We start from the raw sequence: 23,406 nt of genomic DNA, 5'->3' as shown, positions 1-23,406 counted from the left end.
GGGGCATGCCAATCGACACCTCTCTGGGCGCCCTCCCCGCTCGGTCGCACCTCGCGCCCGTGCCCGGCGAGCCCGTACTCGACGTGGTGATCCCGGTCTTCAACGAGGAGAAGGACCTCGGCCCGTGCGTGCGCCGGCTCCACGACCACCTCACCCGTACCTTCCCGTACCCCTTCCGGATCACGATCGCCGACAACGCGAGCACCGACCGCACCCCGCAGGTCGCGGCCGCCCTTGCGGGCACCGTCGAGGGCGTACGCAGCACCCGTCTGGAGGAGAAGGGCCGCGGCCGCGCCCTGCGCACCGTCTGGTCCCGCTCCGAGGCCCCCGTCCTCGCCTACATGGACGTGGACCTCTCCACCGACCTCAACGCGCTGTTGCCGCTGGTCGCCCCGCTGATCTCAGGGCACTCCGACCTCGCCATCGGCACCCGCCTCGCCCGCTCCTCACGGGTGGTGCGCGGAGCCAAGCGGGAGTTCGTCTCCCGCGCCTACAACCTGCTCCTGCGGTCCTCGCTCGCCGCCCGGTTCAGTGACGCCCAGTGCGGGTTCAAGGCCATCCGGCGGGACGTCGCCCAGCGCCTGCTGCCGCTCGTGGAGGACTCGGGCTGGTTCTTCGACACCGAGATGCTGGTGCTCGCCGAGCGGGCCGGACTGCGGATCCACGAGGTGCCGGTGGACTGGGTCGACGACCCCGACTCCACGGTCCACCTCGTGAAGACCGCCGCCGAGGACCTCAAGGGCGTCTGGCGGGTGGGCCGGGCCCTGGCCGTGGGCGCACTGCCGCTCGACCGGCTCGCCCGTCCCTTCGGCGACGACCCGCGCGACCGCAGCGCCCTGCCGGGACTGCCGAGCGGGCTGGCCCGCCAGCTGCTCGGCTTCTGCGCCGTCGGCGTGCTGTCCACCCTCGGCTACCTGCTCCTGTACTCCCTCTTCCGGCTCGGCACCGGCCCGCAGCCCGCCAACGCCGCCGCCCTGCTGCTCTCCGCCGTCGCGAACACCGCGGCCAACCGCCGGCTCACCTTCGGGGTCCGGGGCCGGGCCAGGGCCGTCCGCCACCAGGCGCAGGGGCTCGTCGTGTTCGCCGTCGGCCTGGCGCTGACCAGCGGCTCCCTCGCGGCCCTCGGCGCCGCCACCTCCCGCCCCGCCCACAGCACCGAACTGGCCGTCCTGATCACGGCCAACCTCGCCGCCACCGTGCTGCGGTTCCTGCTCTTCCGCGCCTGGGTCTTCCCCGAGCGGCGCACGACCCCTGTGAAGGACGACATCCGATGACCACGGCCGTACCACCCCTGGACTCCCCGTTCCCGGAACGGGCCACGACCCCGCAGCGGCAGGCGAGCGCCGGTGAGGCGGTGCACGCGCACCGGGAGCGCCCCCGCTGGGAGCGTCCCGCGTACGCGGCGCTGCTCCTGGCCACCGCCGTCCTGCTGCTGTGGAACCTGGGCGCCTCCGGCTATGCCAACTCCTTCTACTCCGCGGCCGTCCAGGCGGGCAGCGAGAGCTGGAAGGCCTTCTTCTTCGGCTCGTCGGACGCCGGGAACTCCATCACCGTCGACAAGCCCCCGGCCGCCCTGTGGCCGATGGCCCTGTCCGTGCGGCTGTTCGGGCTCGGCTCCTGGCAGATCCTCGTCCCACAGGCCCTGATGGGCGTCGGCACCACGGCCGTGCTATACGCCGCGGTGCGCCGCCACTTCGGGCCCGCGGCGGCCCTGCTCAGCGGCGCGGTCTTCGCGCTGACCCCCGTCGCCGCGCTGATGTTCCGTTTCAACAACCCCGACGCGCTGCTGACCCTGCTGCTGACGGTCACCGTCGCCTGCGTCCTGCGCGCGCTCGACGGCGCCCACACGGCATGGCTGGTCGGGGCGGGGGTCGCGATCGGCTTCGCCTTCCTGACCAAGACCCTGCAGGCCTTCGTCATCCTGCCGCCGCTCGCCCTCGTGTACGCCGTCTGCGCGCCCACCCGCCTGCGCCGCCGGCTCGGGCAACTGCTGCTCGCCGGTGCCGCGACGGTGGTGGCGGGCGGCTGGTGGGTGGCGATCGTGGAGCTCTGGCCCGCGTCCTCCCGCCCGTACATCGGCGGCTCGCAGACCAATTCCTTCCTGGAGCTGACCCTCGGCTACAACGGGCTCGGCCGGATCAACGGCAACGAGACCGGCAGCGTCGGCGGCGGTGGCCGCCCCGGAGGCGCCGGGGGCGGAGGCGGCGGCTGGGGGGAGACCGGCATCGACCGGCTCTTCTCGGCCAACATCGGCGGTCAGATCTCCTGGCTGCTGCCCGCGGCCCTGATCATGCTGGTGGCCGGACTGGTGATCACCTGGCGGGCCCGCCGCGCCGCCGACTCCCTGGAGGGCATGGCCCGCGCCGCATTCCTGGTGTGGGGCGGGGCGCTGCTGATCACCGCCCTCGTCTTCAGCTACATGCAGGGCATCTTCCACGAGTACTACACCGTGGCGCTGGCGCCCTTCGTCGCGGCGCTCGTCGGGATGGGCACCGCGCTGCTGTGGGAGGAACGGGGCAGCCGGGCCGCCGCGCTCACGCTGTCCGGGACCCTCGCGCTGACCGCGGTGTGGTCGTACGTCCTGCTGGGGCGCTCCTCCGGCTATCTGCCGTGGCTGCGCTGGACGGTCCTGGCGGCCGGTGCGGCCGCCGCCCTCGGGCTGCTCCTCGGAGCCCGGCTCGGCCGGCGCTTCGCGCTGGGAGCGGCGGCCCTGGGCCTGGGCGCCGCCCTGGCCGGTCCGCTCGCGTACTGCCTGACCACCGTGGACTCCGCGCGCGGAGGGTCGATCGTGACAGCCGGGCCGGCGGTCGCGGGCGGCCGGATGGGCATGCGGTTCCCCGGGGGCGGGGACCTGCCGCCGGGCGCCGCGCAGGGCCCGGGTCAGGGCCCGGGGCAGGGGCAGCAGGGCCAGGGGCCGCAGGGCCGGCAAGGCGGTCCGCAGGCCGGCCCCGGGGGCTCGCCGGGCAACCGGGCCCGGGGATTCCCGGGCGGCGGCCCCCTCGGCGCCGGGGCACCCGGAGCCGCCGCAGTTCCCGGCGGGCGTGCCGGGCGGGGTGGTTCCGCGGGCGGGCCCGGCGGCCTGTTGAACGGTACGAAGCCCAGCGCACAGGCCACGGCGGCGCTGCGCAAGGACGCGGACGCCTACACCTGGGCGGCGGCCGCCGTCGGCGCCCAGAACGCGGCTGGCTACCAGCTGGCCTCCGGTCAACCGGTCATGCCCGTCGGCGGATTCAACGGCAGCGACCCGTCGCCGACCCTGGCGAAGTTCCAGCAGTACGTGAAGGCCGGGCGGATCCACTACTTCATCGGTGAGGGCAACGGCTCCGGCGGCGAGGGCATGCGCGGCGGCGGCCCCGGCGGCCCCGGTGGCTCCACGAGCACCGCCATCGCGAACTGGGTACGGGCCAACTTCCGCTCCGTCACGGTTGGCACCGCCACGTTCTACGACCTGACGGCGCCTCTGAACGGCGCGTCCACCCCGTCCTGAACCAGGCGGAACGCGAGGGGCACCCTCTAGCATCAAGTGGGCGGACCGGGCATTCCGGGCTGATCCAGCTGTTGTGAGGAGGGTGCCTCCATGGTGACCGCGGCCGATCGCGGCAAGACCCGGACCAGCGTGTGGCTGGCCTCCCGGCCGACCGCCCCCGCCAGACGCCGCAGCGAGGCCCCGTCCGGCCTGGACCGGGAGCGGATCACCTGTGCGACGGTCCGGCTGCTCGACGCCGAGGGGCTGGCCCGGTTTTCCATGCGGCGGCTCGCGGCCGGGCTCGGGGTCACCGCGATGTCCCTGTACTGGTACGTGGACACCAAGCACGACCTGCTCGAACTCGCCCTCGACCGGGCCCTGGGCCAGCTCATCCTGCCGCAGACCGGTCCGGCCGGGCCCGCCCCCGAGGGCTGGCCCGGCCGGCTGCGTCTGCTCGCCTTCGGCTACCGGCGGCTGCTGGCGGACCATCCCTGGGTGGCTCCGCTGACCGCGGCGTACCCGAACATCGGCCCGCACGCCCGGGCCTTCGACGCGGCGCTCCAGCGGCTGCTCGACGCCACCGGCCTGACGGACACTGCCCGGACCGGCGCCCACCTCGCCGTATCCCAGTTCCTGCACGGCTGCGGGGGCACGGTCCGGGGGGCGACCGACGGCGATTTCGGCCTGGCGCTCGACGTCCTGGTCGCCGGCATCGAGGCGCAGGCCGCCGCGCAGGAGCCGGCCCGGGGCACGGCGTAGCGCGTCCCCCGCCCCGGGGCGCCCGGCTGCGCGGCTACTCGGCTGCCGCGGAGGCCGACGCCGAGGCCGACGCGGAGGCCGGCGCGGAGCCCGCGGCCGGGGTGTGCACCGCAGGCTTCGACTTCAGGGCGACCTCCTTGATGAACAGCACCAGGATCAGCCCGAGGAGCGCGCAGGGAGCGGCGTAGAGGAAGACGTCGCCGACGCCGTGCCCGTACGCGGACTCGACGACCTGGCGGAACGGCGCAGGCAGCTTGTCCAGGTCGGGGATCCCGCCCCCGGCGGTGCCGCCGTGGCCCATCGCCGCCGCCTTCGGGCCGAGTGCGGCGAGTCCGTCCTTGACGTAGTGGGTGACCCGGTTGGCCATGACCGCGCCGAGCGCCGAGACGCCCACGGCGCCGCCGAGCGAGCGGAAGAAGGTGACGACCGAGCTGGCCGCGCCCAGGTCCTCGGGGGCCACCTGGTTCTGGGTGGCGAGGACCAGGTTCTGCATCATCATGCCGAGACCGAGGCCGGTCAGCGCCATGTGGATCGCGATGTGCCAGTACGGGGTGTCGTACCGCAGGGTGCCCAGCAGTCCGAGGCCGGCCGTCAGCAGGACGCCGCCGGAGACGAGCCAGGCCTTCCACTTGCCGGTCTTGGTGATCACCTGACCGGAAACCGTGGAGGAGACGAAGAGCCCGCCGATCATCGGAATCGTGAGGATTCCGGACATCGTGGGGGACTCACCCCGGGCCAGCTGGAAGAACTGGCTGAAAAACACCGTGCCCGAGAACATCGCGACACCGACGAACAGCGAGGCCGCCGAGGCGAGGCTGATGGTCTTGTTGCGGAACAGGCGCAGCGGGATGATCGGGTCGCTCGCCCTCGACTCCACGAGCAGGAAGAGCACGCCGAGCACGACCGCGCCGCCGGTCATCGCCACGGTGGTCCAGGACAGCCAGCCGTACGAGTCCCCGGCCTGCGTGACCCAGATCAGCAGCAGCGACACGGCGCCGCTGATCAGGAAGGCGCCGAGCCAGTCGACCTTGACGTCGCGGCGGACGACGGGGAGGCGCAGCGTCTTCTGCAGGACGATCAGCGCGATGATCGCGAAGGGGACGCCGACGTAGAAGCACCAGCGCCAGCCCAGCCACTCGGTGTCGGTGATGACGCCGCCGAGCAGCGGACCGCCGACGGTGGCGACGGCGAACACCGCACCGAGGTAGCCGCTGTACCGGCCGCGCTCGCGCGGGGAGATCATCGCGGCCATCACGATCTGGGCGAGGGCGGACAGGCCGCCGACGCCGATGCCCTGGACCACGCGGCAGGCGATGAGCATCCCGGTGTTCTGGGACATGCCGGCGACCACGGAGCCGAGGACGTAGACGACCAGGGATATCTGGACCAGCAGCTTCTTGCTGAAGAGGTCGGACAGCTTGCCCCACAGGGGGGTCGCCGCCGTCATCGACAGCAGGGCCGCGGTGACGACCCAGGTGTAGGAGGACTGGGTGCCGCCGAGGTCGCTGATGATCTGCGGCAGGGCGTTGGAGACGATCGTGGACGACAGGATCGCCACGAACATGCCGAGCATGAGCCCGGACAGCGCCTTCATGATCTGGGGGTGGGTCATCGGGGCGGGGGCGGGCGCGGACACGCCGTCGGAAGTGGTCTCCGAGGGGCCGCCTGCCCGCACACCGGTGGGTGTGGGGCTAGCCATGTGGTTCCTTCGTCCGGAAGTGTCTAGAAGCTCGATCGGAGCCGGGACAGCAGGGTGTTGAGTACGTCGATGTCGTGGGCGGACCAGTCGGCGAGCGCTCTTTCGAGGGCGCCGGTGTACCGGGCGCCGAGCTCGGCGAGCAGTGCGCGGCCGGCCGGGGTGAGCCGCAGGATCCGGCAGCGGCCGTCCCCGGGGTCGATGTCGCGGGTGATCCACCCGCGGTCGGCCACGTGGGCCACGTGGCGGCTGGTCACGGAGATGTCGACGGCCATGTGGTCGGCGAGGCGGCTGAGCCGCATCTCGCCGTGGCGGTCGAGCACCGTGAGCACGGCGGCGGAGCCGGGCGGGCAGTCCGCGGGGAGGATGCGGGCGAGATCGCGCTTGACCGCGCCGATGCCGGTGAGCTGGCGGGCCAGCTCCTCGTAGCGGGTGGCGGTGGTCACGGGGTGTCCCCTTCTCCCTCTTTCGTCAGTTGTTGCTTAGGGCAACCATAGAAGCGATTGGTTGCTACAGGCAAATGAATCCAGGGGGTGGGGCGGTAAAGGAATCGGAAAACCCGCTAGGGTCCTGACCCATGGCTGCGAACCAGTACTCGAACCCGAACCACAACTCCCAGGGTCCCGAGGGCACCTACGACCCCGCGGGCAGCACCCAGATGTTCCGAGCGTTCGTGGAGGAGGCCGAGCCCGCGCGGGCGGCCGCCCCCGGCTCCCGCCGGCAGCCGAAGCCGGCCGGCTCGAAGACGGGGGTCTGGCTGGGCCTGGCCCTCGGCCTCGTGCTCCTCATCGGCGCGGTCGCCTGGCTGGCCCTGCGCTGAGCCGCCGGGTCCTGCGCTGAGCCGCCGGGTCCCGCGCTGAGCCGCCGGGTCCCGCGCTGAGCCGCCGGGTCCCGCGCTGAGCCGCCAGGCCCTGCGCGGAGCCCCGGGCCCCGGGCTCAGCTCCAGGTGGCCGTGGCCCGGCGGGTCTCCACGTGCATGCCCAGGGGGACCCGCCAGGACTCCACGCAGACCGTGTAGGTCTGCGTCCTCGTCGTGCCGCCCGGGACGGGTGCGGGCAGCGGCTGGGTCGTGGTGATCGTCGCCCAGTCGATGCCGAGCGCGCCGATGACGTGCGTCTCGAAGCCGACCGTGCCCGAACGCGCCGCCGTGCTGCCGCTGTTGGTGAATCCCACGGTCACCCGCTCGCACCAGCGGTCCGCCGCCGGAGCGCGCGTCAGCGGGCCGAGCGTCAGCCGCGCCGGCGTGGACGCGGGCGGCGGTGTGGTCCCCGGGGTGGTGCCGGGCGGCGTGGTGCCCGGCGGGGTGCCGGGGGTGCCGGGTGTGCCGGTGTCCGGTGGTGCGGCCGGCCCCGCCCCGGGCGCCGTGGAGGGCGGGGGCGGGGCGCCGGGCGCGGTGGTCGTGGCTCCGCCCCGGGCGGAGCCGGCCGGAGCCTGGGCCTGCGGTGCACCGGGAGACGTACGGACGGCGGACGGGGATCCGCCCGCCGCCGACGCGGTGGAGAGCGGCTGGAACTCCACCGGGTCCTGCGGCGCGACGTTGTCTCCCGCGACCCGCTCCGGGCCGGGGGCCACCGCGCCCGCGGCCGCGTAGCCGTCGCGCACGGGCCCGCCGCAGCCGGTCAGGCCCGCGGCGGCGGCCGTGCAGCACAGGGCGACGAGGGTGAAGGCGCGAGGTCCCATCCGCATCGCGGTAGTGTCACTGACTCCGCGTCAGATGGGAACCCCGTACGCACTCACCGGCCGGGCGCCGCCGTCACTCGCCGATCAGGCCCACCCGCAGCTGCGCGAGCGTGCGCGTCAGCAGCCGGGAGACGTGCATCTGGGAGATGCCGACCTCCTCGCCGATCTGCGACTGGGTCATGTTCGCGAAGAACCGCAGCATGATGATCTGCCGTTCCCGGGGCGGGAGTTTGGCGAGCAGCGGCTTCAGCGACTCGCGGTACTCGACGCCTTCGAGGGCGCTGTCCTCGTAGCCGAGGCGGTCCGCGAGCGAGCCCTCGCCGCCCTCGTCCTCGGGGGAGGGCGAGTCGAGCGAGGAGGCGGTGTAGGCGTTGCCGACGGCGAGACCGTCGACCACGTCCTCCTCCGACACCCCGAGCACGGCGGCCAGTTCGGGCACCGTCGGCGAACGGTCGAGCTTCTGTGCGAGCTCGTCGCTGGCCTTGGTGAGGGCGAGGCGCAGTTCCTGGAGGCGGCGCGGGACGCGCACGGACCAGGAGGTGTCCCTAAAGAATCGTTTGATCTCGCCCACGACCGTCGGCATGGCGAAGGTCGGGAACTCCACCCCGCGTTCGCAGTCGAACCGGTCGATCGCCTTGATCAGGCCGATCGTGCCGACCTGGACGATGTCCTCCATCGGCTCGTTGCGGCTGCGGAAGCGGGCGGCCGCGTACCGCACGAGGGGCAGGTTCAGCTCGATCAGGGTGTCGCGTACGTACGCCCGTTCGGGGCTGTCCGCGTCCAGGGCGGCAAGTCGCTGGAAGAGGGAGCGGGAGAGGGTGCGGGTGTCGATGGCTTCCGAGCGGTCGAACGCTGCAGGTGCTGCCGGCGCCTCGCTCTTGACGAGCGTGAGCACCTTGGAGCTGCCCTGATCTACGGACATGCCACCCCCTTGAGGTCGCGGACGGTCGCGTTGGGCGCGCCCGTCGGAGGAACGCAGCCTCCACCTGAATACCGGAGGCGGAGCTGCGGCAAACGCGGTTCCAGCAGAATGTCACATGTCGGCAACGCGCTGTAGCGCCATGTCGACATATGTCTCCAGCGACAGAGCGGAATGAGCCCGTTCTGTCGGGAAACGGTGGAGCGATCTCCACTCGTTCTGATTAGGCCTCGATCCTGTTTGCGGATCGCAGGCGCGCGAAGCTCCGCGCGAGCAGCCGCGACACGTGCATCTGGGAGACCCCGAGCTCCGCGCTGATCTGCGACTGCGTCAGATTGTTGTAGTACCGCAGCAGCAGGATCCTTTGTTCACGTTCGGGCAGCTGTACGAGGAGGTGCCGTACGAGGTCCCGGTGCTCGACACCGGCGAGCTCGGGGTCCTCGTAGCCGAGGCGGTCCAGCAGCCCAGGCAGCCCGTCACCCTCCTGGGCGGCCTCCAGTGAGGTGGCGTGGTAGCTGCGGCCGGCCTCGATGCACGACAGCACCTCCTCCTCGGTGATCCGCAGCCGCTCGGCGATCTCGGGCGTGGTCGGGGTGCGCCCGTGCAGGGTGGTGAGGTCCTCGGTGGCCGCGTTCACCTGGACCCACAGCTCGTGGAGCCGGCGCGGCACGTGCACGGTGCGGACGTTGTCGCGGAAATACCGCTTGATCTCGCCCACGACGGTCGGCATGGCGAACGTCGGGAACTGCACCCCGCGGTCGGGGTCGAAGCGGTCGATGGCGTTGATGAGCCCGATCGTGCCGACCTGGACCACGTCCTCCATCGGCTCGTTGCGGCTGCGGAAGCGGGCGGCCGCGTAACGGACGAGCGGGAGGTTGGCCTCGATCAGGGCCCCGCGCACCCGGTTGTGCTCGCTGGTGCCCGGCTGAAGGCCTTTCAGCTGCCCGAACAGGACCTGGGTGAGGGCCCGGGTGTCGGCCCCCCGGCTCTGCGGCCTGGGGGCGGCCGGCGGCTCCTCGGGGGCGGCCTGGGGGACGGCCTCGGGCCGGGCGTGCGGGGGCTCGGCCGGCCGGGCGCCCTGCTGGGGATGCGGCTGGGGGTGCGGCTGGGCGTGCGGCTGGGCTTCCTGCTGGGGCGGGACCTGCTCGATCTGCTCGATCCCGTGCTGGGGACCGTGCTGTGACCCGTGCTGGGGTCCGTGCTGGGGGTCCTGCTGGGGTGGCACCTGAGGCGCAGTACTGGCCGGCACGGTCACGCCACCCCTTCATGTAACTCATCCGTCAAAAGCGGTCATAGCATCACAAGACATGTGCACTGTGTGCAAGCACCGTATATCGCCGTGTTGAGGGCAAGTTGGGCATAATGGGGTGTTTTGGGTGGGGCCACGACAAGGCCGCCCCGCCGGGCGCCGCGGGCGCGCGGCGGGGGCGGCGTGCCGGTAACGCAAAGCCCCCCACCCGTCGGAGTGGGGGGCCGGGAGTCCGGAAACCGCTTCAGCGTCGGGTCAGCGCACCAGTTCCGTCATGAACGCGCCGATCCCGTGGGCGGCGTCGGAGATGCCCTGGAAGCCTATTTTGACGATGTCGGCCGCCTTGACCGGCTGGGTGATGATCACGAAGAGGACGAACACCAATAGTCCACCCATGATCATCTTCTTGGTTTCCATGAGCGGTGTCGGCCTCCCCCACAGGCTGTGCGCAGTCGGGTGAGTCTAACCGGTCATGTCCGGGCCCTCACCCGGTCTTCACGGACCAAGGACCCGCCGTCCCGGGCCTTTTGCCGGTGCGCGGGGGACTTCGCCCGGACGGCTACTGGATGGCGCCGGCCAGGCCCAGGACGGGCTCGACGGGGGCGATCACGGGCGCCAGGTGGTTCGGCAGGTCCATCAGCTGGCCGAGCTGGTTCAGCCCGGGGGTGATCTGGCCGCCGATCTCCTGCACGGAGCCGGGGGTGGCCCCTTCCGGCATGCCGGGGGCGGCCTGCGGCAGGTCCGGGAGGGTGAGCGGGGTCAGCGGGGCGGCGGAGGCGGCCGGTGCGGCGAGGCCCGCGGCGGCCCCCGCGAGGGCGAAGGCGGCGAGCATGCGCTGGGTCTTGGTCATGCCGTGACAACGGCCGAGCGGGCGGCCGGTCACGCGCGGCCGCCCCCGCCCCACCGGAGCGGAGTACGCCCCGGCGCCCGTTCGGGACCGGCCTCCGCGCAGCGGGAAACGCCGAGAGCCGGGAAGCCCCGAGCCGGGAAACGCCGAGAGCCCCGACCCTTGCGGGGCGGGGCTCTCGGTCGAAGCGGTAGTGGAGGGATTTGAACCCCCGATGGGTTGCCCCATACTCGCTTTCGAGGCGAGCTCCTTCGGCCACTCGGACACACTACCGAGATGGATCCTAGCCTAAGGATCGGCATCCACTGAAATCGGTGCGCCCGAGCCGCCTCAGAGCTCTCTGAAGAAGTCCGTGAGCTGCCGCGCGCACTCCTCGCCGAGCACGCCACGGACCACTTCGGGACGGTGGTTGAGCCTGCGGTCCCGTACGAGGTCCCACAGCGACCCCGCCGCGCCCGCCTTCTCGTCCGCGGCCCCGTACACGACGCGGGCCACGCGCGACTGGACGAGCGCGCCCGCGCACATCACGCACGGCTCCAGGGTCACCACCAGGGTGCACCCCGCGAGCCGCCATTCCCCCAGCCGGGCGGCCGCCCGGCGCAGCGCCAGTACCTCGGCGTGCGCCGTCGGGTCGCCGGTGGCTTCCCGTTCGTTGTACCCGGTGGCCAGGAGGCCGCCGTCCGGGCCCAGCACGACGGCGCCGACCGGCACGTCGCCGGCCGGCACCGCCCGGGCGGCCTCCTGGAGCGCCAGGCGCATGGAGTCCCGCCACGGGTCCCGTACGGGATCGGGACCGTGCGTGGGGTGGTGCATGGCGATCACTAGCGGACGGCCTCCAGCACCTCGGTGGCGCCGAGGGATTCGGCGATCTCCGAGAGGGCGTCCCCGTCGAGGGTCATCAGTTGTTTGTGGCTGACGCCGAGGTCGTCGAGCAGCCGGGGGTCGCCGAGCGGACCGGCCGGGACCGGCTCCGCGCCCGGCCCGACCTCCTCGTCCTCGCCGTCCTCCAGGCCGGTGAACGCGGAGATGGTGTCCTCATCGCCGTCCTCGGTGCCGTCCAGGTCCAGTTCGTCGAGTTCGTCGTCCTCCTCGTCGCTGCCCAGCAGCTCGTCGGTCAGCATCGAGCCGTAGGAGCTGCGGGAGGCCGCGGCGGCGTTCGACACGAAGTACCGCGGGTCCTCCTCGCCGTCCACGCGGACGACGCCGAACCAGGCGTCCTCCTGCTCGATGAGGGCGACCACCGTGTCGTCGTCGACAGCGGCGGCACGGGCGAGATCGATCAGATCACTGAGGGACTCGACGTCGTCGAGTTCCATGTCGCTCGCTTCCCACCCGTCTTCGGTGCGCGCGAGCAGTGCGGCGAAATACACCGTGACTCTCCCACTGGTCATAGGCGTGCCGGTTGGAGGTCCCCCCGGCCGGAGGTGGGGAGGGTTGGAACGGCCGTCCTGCTCACCGTTTCGTGCCCCGCCCAATCGGCATCGTGGCAGAAACAGCGGCGTTGCGAGAGGTCTTCCGCGCTTGCGTCGTGCCGTGCCGTGCGCTCCCGGGGGCGCGGAGGTGCGGCGGGGCGGTCTGCCGGCCGCCGCCGATCCACCTGCGTCATCCCGGCGCGGCGGCCCTTTCGGGGGGCCGTGGGCAGCGCCCCGCAGCGGGCCGTACGGCGCGGTGCGGATCGTCCCGGCGCCCCGGCCGTGTCGCGCTCCGGCGCCGGCCGCCACCAGCGGAAGGGCCGGTCGCTACCAGCGGAAGGTACGCATGCGCATCTGCTGGCGCATGCGGGCCGCGCGTGCGCGGCGGGGCTGGACGCGGTCGCGCAGGGCCCGCGCCTCCATCAGGTCGCGCAGGAACTGGGCCCGGCGCGCTCTTCGCTGCGCCGCCGTCTCCGTCGTCTCGGACTCGTCATTCTGTTGGCTCGACTGCGTGTCGGGCATCGGCCACCACCCCTGGCTGGTCCGGTCGTCCTCCTCCGCAGGCGCGAAGCAGACCCCCTGCCTCCACTTTCCCCCGGACAGCCCGATTGATGCCACCCCCGTGCAGGTCAGACGCCATCCGACAGGGTCGGTACGACGGCCACCGGGCCGTGCGCGTGGTGCAGGACGGCGTGCGCCACCGAGCCGATCATCAGGGACCCGACGCTGCGCCGCGGATGGTGGCGTCCCACCACCACCAGCGCCGCCGACCGGGAGGCGGTCACCAGCCGGCCCGCCGCGTCCCCGGGGACGGCGGCCTGCTCGACCGGCACGTCCGGATACCGGGTCCGCCACGGTGCCAGCCGCTCCGTCTGGGCCCTCAGCATCTCCCGCTCCGCCGGCACCGCGTCGCCGTCGTCGGCGAGGCCCTCCGGCGGGATCACCGTGAAGGGGCTGTCGATCACGAGGGCCGGCGCGGGCGGGACGGCGTACGCGGAGACCACCTGGACGGTGGTCCCCCGCGCGGCCGCGTCCGCGAAGGCGAAGTCCAGTACGTCGTCGGCCGTCTCGGCGGCGTGCAGGCCGAGCACCACCCGCCCGGCCGAGGGCTCCGAGGCGGCCTCCACCCCGCGCTCCGCGTGCGGGACGACCACCACCGGGCACGGGGCGGTCGTGGCCACGGCGCGGCTGTTGGAGCCGAGCAGCAGGGCGGCGAAGCCGCCGCGGCCCCGGGAGCCCATGACCAGCATCCGCGCCTCGGCTCCGATCACCCGAAGGGCCTCGGGGACGGAGCCCTCCAGCGCCTCGTAGCGCACCTCGTCCGGCAGGTCGGCGTTCTTGGCCGCGGCGAGCAGGGTGCGGATCTGCTCGGCGACCGGGTCGGCGTACTGCTCGGGCTCCGAGGCGTCGGCCAGGGCCGAGCGGCGGGCCGCGTAGAGCTGGGAGCTGTCGGGGAGCACGTGGGCGACCACGAGCCCGGTGCGGTGGCGCAGGGCTGCGGTCCGGGCCCATTCCAGCGCCGCCAGGCTGTGGTCGGATCCGTCGACGGCCGCGATCACCGGTGCGTTCCTCATCCGTCCAGCCTGCTGGGCGTGCGGGCGGGCCGCAATACGCGGCCCGGGCGGGCCCGGCCGACCGTTCGTACGCGCGCGGGTGCGCGCACCGCGTAGCCTTTTGCCTGTGGGTCGCGGAAACATGCGGCCGTTTTTGCAGGTCGCAGGTCGGAACCCGGCAGCTGAGTCTTGGAGGATGTTGTGCGTTTGCAGGTCGTCGATCACCCGTTGGTGGCGCACAAACTGACCACCCTGCGCGACAAGCGCACCGACTCCCCCACCTTCCGGCGGCTCGCCGACGAGCTGGTGACCCTCCTCGCGTACGAGGCCACCCGCGACGTCCGCACCGAGCAGTCCGACATCACCACCCCCGTCGGCCCGACCACCGGCGTGAAGCTGTCCCACCCGCGTCCGCTGGTCGTGCCGATCCTGCGCGCCGGCCTGGGCATGCTGGACGGCATGGTGCGGCTGCTGCCGACCGCCGAGGTGGGTTTCCTCGGCATGGTCCGCAACGAGGAGACCCTGGAGGCCTCCACCTACGCGACGCGCATGCCGGAGGACCTCTCCGGACGCCAGGTCTACGTCGTCGACCCGATGCTGGCCACCGGCGGCACCCTCGTCGCGGCGATCCAGGAGCTGATCAAGCGCGGCGCCGACGACGTCACGGCCGTGGTGCTGCTGGCCGCGCCGGAGGGCGTCGAGGTCATGGAGCGCGAGCTCGCGGGCACGCCGGTGACGGTGGTGACGGCCGCGGTGGACGAGCGGCTCAACGAGCACGGCTACATCGTGCCGGGGCTGGGCGACGCGGGGGACCGCATGTACGGCTCGGCCGAGTAGGAGCCGAGGAGGAACAGCCGCTCACGGGCGAGTCGCTGACGGGCGCCGCTCACGGGCGAGCCGCTCACGGACGAACCGCTCACGGACGACGTGAACGCCGCAGGGCCGCCCTCCGGGGCGGCCCTGCGGCGTTGAGGGGCGGCGGCCGCTCGGCCGGCCCTCAGCAGGTCTTGGCGGGCGCGGGCTGCGGGTGCGCGAGCACGGCCAGCTCCCGGTCCGCGGTCTCCTTCGGGCTGAGCTCCTTGAAGGCGTCGCCGAGGATCAGGTCGATGTCCGCGCCCTCGCGGGTGTCGGTCTGCTGCGTGTCGCCCTCGATCTGGGTGCCCAGTACGGAGTAGGCGCCCTTGTCGGTCGTGGGGGAGCCGAGCAGTATCCCGGTGCCCGGCACCTTCTTGTCGAAGTCCGCGGGGGCGTTGCCGACCTTGCCGATGGTGAAGCCGCGCTTCTTCAGCTCGTCGCCGACGGCCTTGGCCAGTCCCGCGCGCGGGGTCGCGTTGTAGACGTTGACCGTGATCTGGCCGGGCTCGGGGAGCGTGACGGCGGGCGGGGCCGAGGCGTTGGCGGCGGCTGCCGCGGCGCCGCCCGCCTTGGGCTTCGCCGGTGCCGCCGTCGCGCAGTCCTTGCCGGCGGCGTGGCGTTTTCCGCCGCTCCCGCCGCGGAAGACGTCCATGAGCTGCAGGGTCCCGTAGCCGAGCAGCGCGAGACCGAGGACTGCTCCGAGCGCGGTCAGGACGATCCGACGGCGCCGTCGGGGCCGGCTCATACGGGGGTAGGCCGCTCCCGTGACGCGGTACTTTCCGCCCATGCCGGGGGGAGTGAGCATGCTCATGGGCGCAGCGTAGTACCGCCCGCTCTCGATGCCCACCAAATGATGTGTTGATAGGGCAAGACCGACCCGAACGGCGCAATCCACGCGAACCGGGAAGCGCCTGGCGTGCCGGGGAGCGCCTGACGCCTGACGGCGCCGGAAAGGGAACGGACAGGCTCTGCCGGTCAGTCCATTTCGAGGACGCGCGCGTGCAGGACCTGGCGCTGCTGGAGGGCTGCGCGCACGGCGCGGTGCAGGCCGTCCTCCAGGTAGAGGTCGCCCTGCCACTTCACGACGTGGGCGAAGAGGTCCCCGTAGAACGTCGAGTCCTCGGCGAGCAGCGTCTCAAGGTCCAGCTGTCCCTTGGTGGTCACCAGCTGGTCGAGCCGGACCGGGCGCGGGGCGACATCCGCCCACTGCCGGGTGGTTTCCCTGCCGTGGTCGGGGTACGGCCGCCCGTTTCCGATGCGCTTGAAGATCACACGGAAAGCCTACCGGGCCGGTGCCTGCGGGCGCAGCCTCGCAATCCCGGTGCAAAAGTGGCACACAGGTCCAATTCGGGAGTGATGTATGAGCGAGAGCACCGACCCCGCGTCCCCGGCCGACCGGATCGCCGCCGGGTACGCCTTCACCGGGCCCGCGCTCGACCTGGGGGCCCTGCTCTGGGACGGTGCCTGTCTGCCCGACCGGCAGATCCGCATTCCGCTGTCCATGCTCAACCGGCACGGCCTGGTCGCCGGCGCCACCGGAACGGGCAAGACCAAGACCCTGCAGCTCATCGCCGAGCAACTCTCCGCGCACGGCGTCCCGGTGTTCCTCGCCGACGTCAAGGGCGACGTGTCGGGCATCTCGGCGCCCGGCACCCCCGGCGACCGCGTGGCCCAGCGGGCCGCGGAGGTCGCCCAGGACTGGCAGGCCACCGGATGTCCCGGCGAGTTCTACGCACTGGGCGGGATCGGCACCGGCATTCCGCTACGGGCCACGGTGACGAGTTTCGGCCCCGTCCTGATGTCGAAGGTGCTCCAGCTCAACCAGACGCAGGAACAGTCCCTCGGCCTGATCTTCCATTACGCCGATTCCAAGGGCCTGGAGCTGATCGACCTCAAGGACCTGCGCGCGGTCGTCGCCTTCCTCGTCTCCGACCAGGGCAAGGCCGAGCTCAAGGGCATCGGGGGGCTGTCCACGGTGACGGCCGGGGTGATCCTGCGGGCGCTGACGGCGTTCGAGCAGCAGGGCGCCGCCGAGTTCTTCGGAGAGCCCGAGTTCGACACGGCCGCTTTCCTGCGCACGGCCCCGGACGGGCGCGGGGTGGTCTCCGTACTGGAGCTCCCGGCGGTCCAGGACAAACCGCAGCTGTTCTCCACCTTCCTGATGTGGCTGCTGGCCGACCTCTACACCGACCTGCCCGAAGTGGGCGATCTGGAGCGGCCCAAGCTGGTCTTCTTCTTCGACGAGGCGCACCTGCTCTTCCACGGCGCCTCGAAGGCCTTCCTGGAGTCCATCACCCAGACGGTGCGCCTGATCCGCTCCAAGGGGATCGGGGTGTTCTTCGTGACGCAGACCCCGAAGGACGTGCCGGCGGACGTGCTCGGCCAGCTCGGCAACCGCGTCCAGCACGCCCTGCGCGCCTTCACGCCCGACGACGCGAAGGCGCTGAAGGCCACCGTGAAGACCTTCCCCACCTCCCCCTACGACCTGGAGGAGCTGCTCACCGGGCTCGGGACCGGCGAGGCGGTGGTCACCGTGCTGAGCGAGAAGGGTGCGCCGACCCCGGTGGCGGCGACCCGGCTGCGCGCCCCGCAGTCGCTGATGGGCCCGATCGCGCCGGAGGCGCTGGACCGGGCCGTGAAGTCCTCGGCCCTGTACGCGCGGTACGCCCAGCCGGTGGACCGGGAGTCGGCGTACGAGAAGATCAGCGCCGAGCAGGCGGCGGCGGAGGAGGCGGCGGAGCGGGCCGCGGCCGCGGCGGAGGCGGAGAGGGAAGCGGAGAAGGAGCACCGGGCGGCCGCGAAGGCGGGGCGGGGCGCGCCGAAGGAGCGGTCGCTGGCCGAACAGGTCGTCGGCAGCGGTCTGTTCCGCTCGCTGGCCCGCTCGATCGGTACCCAGCTGGGGCGGGAGATCTCCCGGTCGGTCTTCGGGACGGCGAAGCGGCGCCGTTGACGTACCCGCGCCCCGGGCCGCGCGGGCGGTGGGACCCGTCGGGCCGGGCACGGGCCGGGGCCGCATGTGACGTATCAGGCCGCGGGAGTTGCGGACCGGGTGCTGCCGGGCGGCCCGCCGCTGACAGACTTCGACCATGCGGACCGAACTCACCGACACCACCTCCAGCAAGGTCGACCGGGCCCTGCTCGACGCCCGCCGGGCCATCGGCAGCCCCACCATGGGCCTGGTGCTGACGCTCGTCATCGCCACCGACGAGGAGAACGCGTACGACGCCGTCCGCGCGGCCTCCGAGGCCTCCCGCGAGCACCCGTGCCGGATCATCGCGGTGATCAAGCGCACCTCGCGCGGTCCGCACAAGCTCCGCCAGACCCGTCTGGACGCCGAGCTGCGGGTCGGCTCGGACGCCGGGAGCGGGGAGATCGTGGTGCTGCGACTGCACGGGGCGCTCACCGCCCAGGCCGGCTCCGTGGTCCTGCCCCTGCTGGTGCCGGACGCGCCGGTGGTGGCGTGGTGGCCGGCCGACGCCCCCGAGGACCCGGCCCGGGATCCGCTGGGCGCACTGGCGCAGCGCCGGATCACGGACGCCGAGGCGGCGCCGGACCCCGTCGGCGTACTGGACGAGCGGGCTGCGGCCTACGCCCCCGGGGACACCGACCTGGCCTGGACCCGGCTGACGCCCTGGCGGTCCCTGCTGGCCGCCGCCCTGGACCAGAAGCCGCTGCCGGTGACGGCCGGGGCGGTGGAGAGCGAGGCCGACAACCCGAGCGCCGAGCTGCTGGCGCGCTGGCTGGAGGACCGGCTCGGGGTGCCGGTCGAGCGGATCACCACGGACGGGCCGGTGATCACGCGGGTCCGGCTGGAGACCACCGGCGGGGAGATCCAGGTGGACCGCCCGAACGGGGCCCTGGCCACCCTGGTCCTGCCGGGCAGCCCGGACCGCAAGGTGGCCCTGAAGATCCGCGGCAAGGCGGAGCTGGTCGCGGAGGAGCTGCGGCGCCTGGACGCGGACGAGGTCTACGCCTCGGCGCTGCGCCGGCGCCCGGCCCGGGCGGCGCTCCCCGCGTAGCGGTCCCGTCGTCCACGGGCCGGCCGGGGGTGGGTCAGCCCCTGATTCCCTGATTCCCCGGTCAGTCCGTCAGTCCGCGGTTTTGCGCGCCTTGGCGGCTGCCTTCATCTCCTGCTTGTGCGCTCGCACCTTGGCCAGCGATTCCGGCCCCGTGATGTCGGCCGCGGAGCGGTAGACGTTCGCCTGTCCGTAACCGCCGGCCGCCTCGCGCCATCCCGTGGGGCGGACGTGCAGCTGCTTGCCCAGCAGCGCCAGGAAGATCTGCGCCTTCTGCTCGCCGAAGCCGGGGAGCGCCTTGAGCCGCTCCAGCAGCTCCTTCCCCGTCTCCACCCCGCGCCACAGGGCCTCCGCGTCCCCGTCGTAGTGCTCCACGAGGTACGCGCACAGCTGCTGGACGCGCTTCGCCATCGATCCCGGGTAGCGGTGCACGGCCGGCTTCTCGGAGAGCAGCGCGGCGAAGGCCTCCGGGTCGTACGCCGCGATGGCGTGGGCGTCCAGGTCGTCCGCGCCGAGTCGCCGGGCGATCGTGTACGGCCCCGAGAACGCCCATTCCATCGGCACCTGCTGGTCGAGCAGCATGCCGACGAGCGCGGCGAGGGGGCTGCGGCCGAGGAGCTCGTCGGCCTCCGGCTGCTGGGCCAGCCGCATCGTGATGTCCATGCCTCCAGCGTCCCGCGCGGGCGCGTTCCCCGCGCGGTCGCCGCACCGCCCGCCTAGCGTGAGAAGAACGCGGAACGCGACCTGCACCACACACGCAACGGCACGACGACACAGGAGTCGATCGATCATGGCTGAGTTCCCCGAAGGCGCTCCCTGCTGGGTGGACGCGATGTTCAAGGACGTGGAGGGCGCCAAGAGCTTCTACGGCGAGGTGCTGGGCTGGACGTTCGGCGACGCGAGCAGCGAGTACGGCAACTACACCCAGGCCTACTCCGACGGCAAGGCGGTCGCGGCCGTGGTCCCGCCCATGCCGGGGGGCGAGGCCCCCTCGCAGTGGTGCCTCTACTTCGCCTCGCCCGATGCCGAGGCGACCGCCGACAAGATCAGGTCGGCGGGCGGGCAGCTGATGATGGAGCCGATGCAGGTGGGCACCTTCGGCACGATGGTGCTTGCGAAGGAGCCGAGCGGCGCGGTGTTCGGCGTGTGGCAGCCGGGCGAGCACCGGGGCTTCGAGAAGACCGGCGAGCCGGGCGCGTACGCGTGGGCGGAGGTCTTCACCCGGGAGCCGGACAAGGCGGACGCGTTCCTGAAGCAGGTCTTCCCGTACGGCGTCCAGCGCATGGAGCCCGGTGACGACCCCGAGGCGGCCGGGATGGACTACAAGATCTACAGCGTCGGCGGCCCGCAGAACCCGGTGCTCGGCCGGATGCGGATGGGTGAGGAGTTCCCGCCGGAGATCCCTCCGTACATCCAGGTCTTCTTCGCCGTGGCGGACTGCGACGACGCCGTCGCCAAGGCGCAGTCGCGCGGCGGGACGCTCCATTTCGGGCCCATGGACAGCCCGTTCGGCCGGTTCGCTGCGCTGACGGACCAGCAGGGGGCGGCGTTCGCGGTGATCGACATGGGGAAGACGGCGGGCGAGATGCCGAAGATGACGGACGCGTAGCCGTCCCCCGGGGTCATGGGGCGGCGCAGCCGTTGCAGGTGCCGGGGGACGGGCTGCGGAAGGCGCGGTCGCATTTCTCGCAGCTCTGGAAGGGGTCCGGCGGGACGAAGGGCGCGCTGCGGGCCGGCGGTGCCAGGAGGGGCGGGAGCTGGGCCGTCAGGCGGTGGGCCACCAGGCCCGCCGGGCTGCGGGGGCGGTCCGGGAGGTTCGCCACGAGGGCGCTGGTCACCGCCTGATGGGTGGCGCCGCGCTCCAGCCAGGCCTCGACGCCCCCTGCGAGGCGTTGGACGTCCCGTTCGCCGAGGAGGAGGCGGGGGTCGACCCGGCGCAGTTCCGCCAGGAGTTCCTCGGCCAGCTGCCGCCGGGCGGGGTTGTCCGGGTTGCGGGGCGCCGGGAGGGCCGCCCGGGGCTCGGCCGGTGGTGTCGCCAGCGTCGGTGCCGCGGGCGCCGCAGGGGGCGGGGGCGGGGGCGACGGTTCGGCTTCGGGCCCGGCTTCCGCTGCGGGCTCCGGCTGAGGCTCCGGGGCGGCTTCCGCTGCGGGCTCCGGTGCGGGCTCCGGGGCGGGCTTCGGCTCCGGCGGAGGTGGGGTGGCGGCCTTCGGCGCGTTGCAGAACACCGTACGGGTGACGATCCGCCCGTCCGGAAGCTTTTCCGGGAGCCGCCTCAGGTACCCGTACGCCTCCAGCTCGCGCAGCGCCTTGCCGATCGCGGTCTCGCCGAGCGGCAGCTGCCTGGCCAGGGCTTTGATGCCGACCGGGGTGCCCGGGGGCACCGACTGGATGTACGAGGCGAGGGCCCGCGCGTTCATCGACAGGTGGGGGTGCCGGATCAGGTCGTTGCTGACGACCGTGAAATTGCGGGTCTGCCGGACGTTGGCGTGTTGAACGCCGTACGCGGCGCGCGAGCGCGCGTTAGAGTGCTGGAAAGCCATCGGGAAGTTGGATCCTTCTCGTGGTCAGGCCCTCGCTCGGGATTGCCGTCCCGGCGGGGGCTGCCTTATGTCCGGTTGTCGGGGCGAGCATATGCCAGGCAACCGGCATGAAATCCAGTCGAGTTGGGCCGGTTCACCCGTGCGAGTGAGCGGCGCTGCGGGGAGGCTGGAGGGGTGGGGCTGGAGTCCTTTCTCTTGTTTTTTTGTCAAAGACAAAAAAGCGTCGTGACGCGCCGGGTCCCGGTGCTTCGCGACCCGCCCGCGCGACCGGCCCCGGCTTTCCTCCCGGGGGCGAACGGAGGATCGTGGGGGGTGAACCTGTACGCACCTGCCCCCGCCCTCCCGCCGGGTGCCCTCGGCGGCGACGTCGGCAGCCTTCGCCACACCGGGAGGCGCGTCATGCGCAAGGTCATGGACTGCAGGGAGTACCCCAGTGAGGTGGGGTGCACCCTCACCATCACGGGTGAGGAAGACGAAGTCATGGGGGCGGCCGTCCAGCACGCCGTTTCCGTGCACGGTGAGCAGGACACCCAGGAGTTCCGCGACGCGCTGCGCGGCATGCTGAAGCCCGAGGTGCCGCAGCACGCCTGAGCCCACCCGCCTCACAGCCGGCAGCCGCAGGGGCCAGCCGGGCGGGTGGTTGCGGGCGGCGGATGCGAGGGGTCGTCGGCGGGCCGGGGCGGGGCTGGTTAGCGTCGATCTTGTCCGTTCCCTCCTCCGGGACCGGGCGAGGACACCCCTACGCAAGAGGTCGAGCCACTCATGAGCCTGAGCATGCGCAACCAGTTCGCCGGAACCGTCACCGCCATCACCGCCGGCCAGGCCATGGCCACGGTCAGAGTGCGTCTGGAGGGCGGCCAGGACATCACCGCCGCCATCACCAAGGACGCCGTCAAGGACCTCGGCATCGCGGACGGCTCCGCCGTCACCGCCCTCGTGAAGGCCACCGAAGTCGCCCTCGCCACCGGCCCCGTCGAGGGCATCAGCATCCGCAACCAGCTCCGCGGCACCGTCTCGGGCATCGACGCCGGCGCCGCCATGGCCTCCGTCAAGGTGGACGTCGACGGGGGCGGCCTGACCGCCGCGATCACCCGGGACGCCGTGGACGCGCTCGGCTTGGAGGCCGGGTCACCGGTGGTCGCGCTGATCAAGTCCACCGAGATCTCCCTGGCGACCGCCTGATCCCGAAGGCCGAGGCCGCCGCAACGGGCCCGAGGGCCCGGAACGCAGCCGGAACGTAGAAGGGTCCCGCTGCAAGCAGCGGGACCCTTCTCCACACGGCCCATGGCGAAGGACCGCCGGAGAGCCGGCGTGCGAACTAGGCTGCCGCGCGTGTCGAATGCCGAGGAAATACCAGAGCTGCCGGAACCGGATGCCCTGCCCTTGTCCCGTTGGGAGCGCTTGGGCGCATCGCTGGCGGGGTGTTCCCTCGCCGGAGCCGGGGTTGTCGCCGTCTTCACGACCGGCAACCAGGCGGGCTCCGTCGCGCTCCTCCTGGTGGGTGCTGTTCTTCTGATCATGGCGATCAACGGGTCCCCGCTCACGCGCGCTCGCTATCAGGACTACGAGCTGCTGATGACGCGCCGCAGGCGCAGCCTCGCAACGACGATCGAGCAGGAGGAACCGCAGGACGCTCGGCACGCCTTGCAGGTGCTGAGCGCCATCGATCCGAGGTCTACAGACGATCCGGTCGTCGCCCAGGTCTCTGCTTCCGTCTATGAGCGCGAAGTAGCCGACCACCTTGAGAGGGCCTACCCCGGCACGCGCCGTGTGGGTGGCCCGGAGGACCTTGGCATCGACATCCTCGTACAGGCCCCTACTGCCCGGATCGGGGTACGGGTCAAGCCAGGGCGAAGCATGCTGTCCAGCTCCCAGCTCCGCATCGAGGTCGAGGCAGCCGTGGCGGTCAACGGCATTCGAAGAGATCCCATCGACGGCTTGCTGCTGGTCACGAACCGGCCTCTCCCGCAGCAGCTCGACCGACGACTCAGGGAACTGCAGACGCCGGGCCTGCCGGTGGCTGTCGTGCGATGGATGGACGATCAAGACGATGCGATCCTCGGAGCGAAGGTCGAGGAGCTCGTCTCCCGTATCAGCTAGATCGGTTGGTCCCCGGCAGCCACTACGCGGCTACTTGCGGCCCTCCGGGCCGTACCACTGGAGGGGCTGGCCGGTCACTGCGGCGATGCATTCGAAGTCGTGGTCACGGTGCAGGAGGGTGAGTCCCTGCAACTCGGCAGTCGCGGCGACGACGAGGTCCACCGCACCGGCGCTGCGGTGCTTGCCTTGCTTGGTGAGGGCTTCATCGGAAGCTGTCTGGGGCCCCTCGGTGAAGGGCTCTGTGGACAAAGACCAGGACGACGCCGCCCGAGGACACGCGAAAGGCCCCCCTGCGAACAGGGGGGCCTTTCGAC

General features: G+C 72.5%; 26 protein-coding genes, 1 tRNA gene and 1 pseudogene. 11 read left to right on the top strand and 17 right to left on the bottom strand.

The window, feature by feature from the left end; genetic code table 11:
• The first annotated feature begins 5 nt into the window (after nt 1-5).
• The 3 genes from ABZ128_RS02155 to ABZ128_RS02145 all read left to right on the top strand — a co-directional run bounded on the left by ABZ128_RS02155 (nt 6) and on the right by ABZ128_RS02145 (nt 4,225).
• The gene (locus tag ABZ128_RS02155) at nt 6-1,274 is read left to right on the top strand and encodes a bifunctional glycosyltransferase family 2/GtrA family protein (protein WP_356845546.1); all 1,269 of its coding nucleotides are present in this window, start codon (nt 6-8) and stop codon (nt 1,272-1,274) included.
• Nucleotides 1,271-3,487 carry a glycosyltransferase family 39 protein gene (locus ABZ128_RS02150; RefSeq protein ID WP_356845545.1) on the top strand — a complete coding sequence of 739 codons (2,217 nt, stop codon included), beginning with the start codon at nt 1,271-1,273 and terminating at the stop codon, nt 3,485-3,487. Before ABZ128_RS02155 ends, ABZ128_RS02150 begins: the two co-directional genes overlap by 4 nt.
• 90 nt (nt 3,488-3,577) lie before the next feature.
• The gene (locus ABZ128_RS02145; protein ID WP_356845544.1) at nt 3,578-4,225 is read left to right on the top strand and encodes a TetR/AcrR family transcriptional regulator; all 648 of its coding nucleotides are present in this window, start codon (nt 3,578-3,580) and stop codon (nt 4,223-4,225) included.
• A gap of 34 nt (nt 4,226-4,259) precedes the next feature.
• On the opposite strand, the gene ABZ128_RS02140 is transcribed toward ABZ128_RS02145, so the two are convergent.
• Together ABZ128_RS02140 and ABZ128_RS02135 are read right to left on the bottom strand one after the other, a co-directional pair.
• Nucleotides 4,260-5,924 (bottom strand): MDR family MFS transporter, encoded by a 1,665-nt coding sequence (locus ABZ128_RS02140; RefSeq protein ID WP_356845543.1) that lies wholly within the window; start codon nt 5,922-5,924, stop codon nt 4,260-4,262.
• A gap of 23 nt (nt 5,925-5,947) precedes the next feature.
• Complete coding sequence (locus ABZ128_RS02135; protein WP_356845542.1) at nt 5,948-6,367, bottom strand: MarR family transcriptional regulator; 420 nt, start codon at nt 6,365-6,367, stop codon at nt 5,948-5,950.
• Between the two features lie 131 nt (nt 6,368-6,498).
• Between ABZ128_RS02135 and ABZ128_RS02130 the strand changes: the two genes are divergently transcribed.
• Nucleotides 6,499-6,741, top strand: a complete 243-nt coding sequence (locus tag ABZ128_RS02130) for a hypothetical protein (RefSeq protein WP_356845541.1) — start codon at nt 6,499-6,501, stop codon at nt 6,739-6,741.
• Nucleotides 6,742-6,857: 116 nt separating this feature from the next.
• On the opposite strand, the gene ABZ128_RS02125 is transcribed toward ABZ128_RS02130, so the two are convergent.
• From ABZ128_RS02125 to ABZ128_RS02080, 10 genes are all read right to left on the bottom strand, one after another.
• On the bottom strand, nt 6,858-7,607 hold the full coding sequence (locus ABZ128_RS02125; RefSeq protein ID WP_356845540.1) for a hypothetical protein: 750 nt from the start codon (nt 7,605-7,607) through the stop codon (nt 6,858-6,860).
• Nucleotides 7,608-7,674: 67 nt separating this feature from the next.
• Complete coding sequence (locus tag ABZ128_RS02120; protein WP_356845539.1) at nt 7,675-8,523, bottom strand: RNA polymerase sigma factor SigF; 849 nt, start codon at nt 8,521-8,523, stop codon at nt 7,675-7,677.
• Between the two features lie 220 nt (nt 8,524-8,743).
• Nucleotides 8,744-9,745: an RNA polymerase sigma factor SigF gene (locus ABZ128_RS02115; RefSeq protein ID WP_356845538.1), complete on the bottom strand. Its 1,002-nt coding sequence runs from the start codon at nt 9,743-9,745 to the stop codon at nt 8,744-8,746.
• Between the two features lie 279 nt (nt 9,746-10,024).
• Nucleotides 10,025-10,186 (bottom strand): hypothetical protein, encoded by a 162-nt coding sequence (locus ABZ128_RS02110; RefSeq protein ID WP_356845537.1) that lies wholly within the window; start codon nt 10,184-10,186, stop codon nt 10,025-10,027.
• A gap of 142 nt (nt 10,187-10,328) precedes the next feature.
• Nucleotides 10,329-10,619: a hypothetical protein gene (locus ABZ128_RS02105; RefSeq protein WP_356845536.1), complete on the bottom strand. Its 291-nt coding sequence runs from the start codon at nt 10,617-10,619 to the stop codon at nt 10,329-10,331.
• A gap of 185 nt (nt 10,620-10,804) precedes the next feature.
• Nucleotides 10,805-10,889: transfer RNA gene (locus ABZ128_RS02100), tRNA-Ser, on the bottom strand.
• A 57-nt stretch (nt 10,890-10,946) separates the two neighbouring features.
• Complete coding sequence (gene tadA / locus ABZ128_RS02095) at nt 10,947-11,429, bottom strand: tRNA adenosine(34) deaminase TadA (RefSeq protein WP_356845535.1); 483 nt, start codon at nt 11,427-11,429, stop codon at nt 10,947-10,949.
• Between the two features lie 8 nt (nt 11,430-11,437).
• Nucleotides 11,438-11,986, bottom strand: coding sequence for a hypothetical protein (locus ABZ128_RS02090; protein WP_356845534.1), 549 nt, complete (start codon nt 11,984-11,986; stop codon nt 11,438-11,440).
• Between the two features lie 369 nt (nt 11,987-12,355).
• Complete coding sequence (locus tag ABZ128_RS02085; RefSeq protein WP_356845533.1) at nt 12,356-12,550, bottom strand: hypothetical protein; 195 nt, start codon at nt 12,548-12,550, stop codon at nt 12,356-12,358.
• Between the two features lie 107 nt (nt 12,551-12,657).
• Nucleotides 12,658-13,602 (bottom strand): universal stress protein, encoded by a 945-nt coding sequence (locus tag ABZ128_RS02080; protein WP_356845532.1) that lies wholly within the window; start codon nt 13,600-13,602, stop codon nt 12,658-12,660.
• 180 nt (nt 13,603-13,782) lie between these two features.
• Between ABZ128_RS02080 and upp the strand changes: the two genes are divergently transcribed.
• Nucleotides 13,783-14,418, top strand: a complete 636-nt coding sequence (gene upp / locus ABZ128_RS02075) for a uracil phosphoribosyltransferase (protein WP_356845531.1) — start codon at nt 13,783-13,785, stop codon at nt 14,416-14,418.
• 160 nt (nt 14,419-14,578) lie between these two features.
• Here the strand turns inward: upp and ABZ128_RS02070 are convergent, their stop codons facing one another.
• Together ABZ128_RS02070 and ABZ128_RS02065 are read right to left on the bottom strand one after the other, a co-directional pair.
• Complete coding sequence (locus ABZ128_RS02070) at nt 14,579-15,247, bottom strand: LytR C-terminal domain-containing protein (RefSeq protein ID WP_356845530.1); 669 nt, start codon at nt 15,245-15,247, stop codon at nt 14,579-14,581.
• 164 nt (nt 15,248-15,411) lie between these two features.
• Nucleotides 15,412-15,708 carry a type II toxin-antitoxin system VapB family antitoxin gene (locus tag ABZ128_RS02065; protein ID WP_114058229.1) on the bottom strand — a complete coding sequence of 99 codons (297 nt, stop codon included), beginning with the start codon at nt 15,706-15,708 and terminating at the stop codon, nt 15,412-15,414.
• 88 nt (nt 15,709-15,796) lie between these two features.
• On the opposite strand from ABZ128_RS02065, the gene ABZ128_RS02060 reads away from it, so the two are divergent.
• Together ABZ128_RS02060 and opcA are read left to right on the top strand one after the other, a co-directional pair.
• The gene (locus tag ABZ128_RS02060; protein ID WP_356845529.1) at nt 15,797-17,386 is read left to right on the top strand and encodes a helicase HerA-like domain-containing protein; all 1,590 of its coding nucleotides are present in this window, start codon (nt 15,797-15,799) and stop codon (nt 17,384-17,386) included.
• 136 nt (nt 17,387-17,522) lie between these two features.
• Nucleotides 17,523-18,455 carry a glucose-6-phosphate dehydrogenase assembly protein OpcA gene (gene opcA / locus ABZ128_RS02055; protein ID WP_356845528.1) on the top strand — a complete coding sequence of 311 codons (933 nt, stop codon included), beginning with the start codon at nt 17,523-17,525 and terminating at the stop codon, nt 18,453-18,455.
• Nucleotides 18,456-18,524: 69 nt separating this feature from the next.
• Here the strand turns inward: opcA and ABZ128_RS02050 are convergent, their stop codons facing one another.
• Nucleotides 18,525-19,115, bottom strand: coding sequence for an HhH-GPD-type base excision DNA repair protein (locus ABZ128_RS02050; protein ID WP_356845527.1), 591 nt, complete (start codon nt 19,113-19,115; stop codon nt 18,525-18,527).
• Between the two features lie 127 nt (nt 19,116-19,242).
• On the opposite strand from ABZ128_RS02050, the gene ABZ128_RS02045 reads away from it, so the two are divergent.
• Nucleotides 19,243-20,061: a VOC family protein gene (locus ABZ128_RS02045; RefSeq protein ID WP_356845526.1), complete on the top strand. Its 819-nt coding sequence runs from the start codon at nt 19,243-19,245 to the stop codon at nt 20,059-20,061.
• 13 nt (nt 20,062-20,074) lie between these two features.
• Here ABZ128_RS02045 and ABZ128_RS02040 read toward each other — a convergent pair whose 3' ends face one another.
• Complete coding sequence (locus ABZ128_RS02040; RefSeq protein ID WP_356845525.1) at nt 20,075-20,992, bottom strand: helix-turn-helix domain-containing protein; 918 nt, start codon at nt 20,990-20,992, stop codon at nt 20,075-20,077.
• Nucleotides 20,993-21,391: 399 nt separating this feature from the next.
• On the opposite strand from ABZ128_RS02040, the gene ABZ128_RS02035 reads away from it, so the two are divergent.
• The 3 genes from ABZ128_RS02035 to ABZ128_RS02025 all read left to right on the top strand — a co-directional run bounded on the left by ABZ128_RS02035 (nt 21,392) and on the right by ABZ128_RS02025 (nt 23,092).
• A complete protein-coding gene (locus ABZ128_RS02035; RefSeq protein WP_356845709.1) occupies nt 21,392-21,583 on the top strand; it encodes a DUF1059 domain-containing protein in 192 nt (63 codons plus the stop codon).
• 171 nt (nt 21,584-21,754) lie between these two features.
• Complete coding sequence (locus ABZ128_RS02030; protein ID WP_356845524.1) at nt 21,755-22,174, top strand: TOBE domain-containing protein; 420 nt, start codon at nt 21,755-21,757, stop codon at nt 22,172-22,174.
• A 150-nt stretch (nt 22,175-22,324) separates the two neighbouring features.
• Nucleotides 22,325-23,092, top strand: a complete 768-nt coding sequence (locus ABZ128_RS02025) for a hypothetical protein (RefSeq protein WP_356845523.1) — start codon at nt 22,325-22,327, stop codon at nt 23,090-23,092.
• A gap of 30 nt (nt 23,093-23,122) precedes the next feature.
• On the opposite strand, the pseudogene ABZ128_RS02020 reads toward ABZ128_RS02025, so the two are convergent.
• A pseudogene (locus ABZ128_RS02020) lies at nt 23,123-23,296 on the bottom strand (VapC toxin family PIN domain ribonuclease); the annotation flags it as partial.
• Nucleotides 23,297-23,406 lie beyond the last annotated feature (110 nt).

The organism is Streptomyces sp. NPDC006326 (genome assembly GCF_040612915.1).
GTDB lineage: Bacteria > Actinomycetota > Actinomycetes > Streptomycetales > Streptomycetaceae > Streptomyces.
This window is presented reverse-complemented; position numbering and strand designations above follow the sequence as displayed.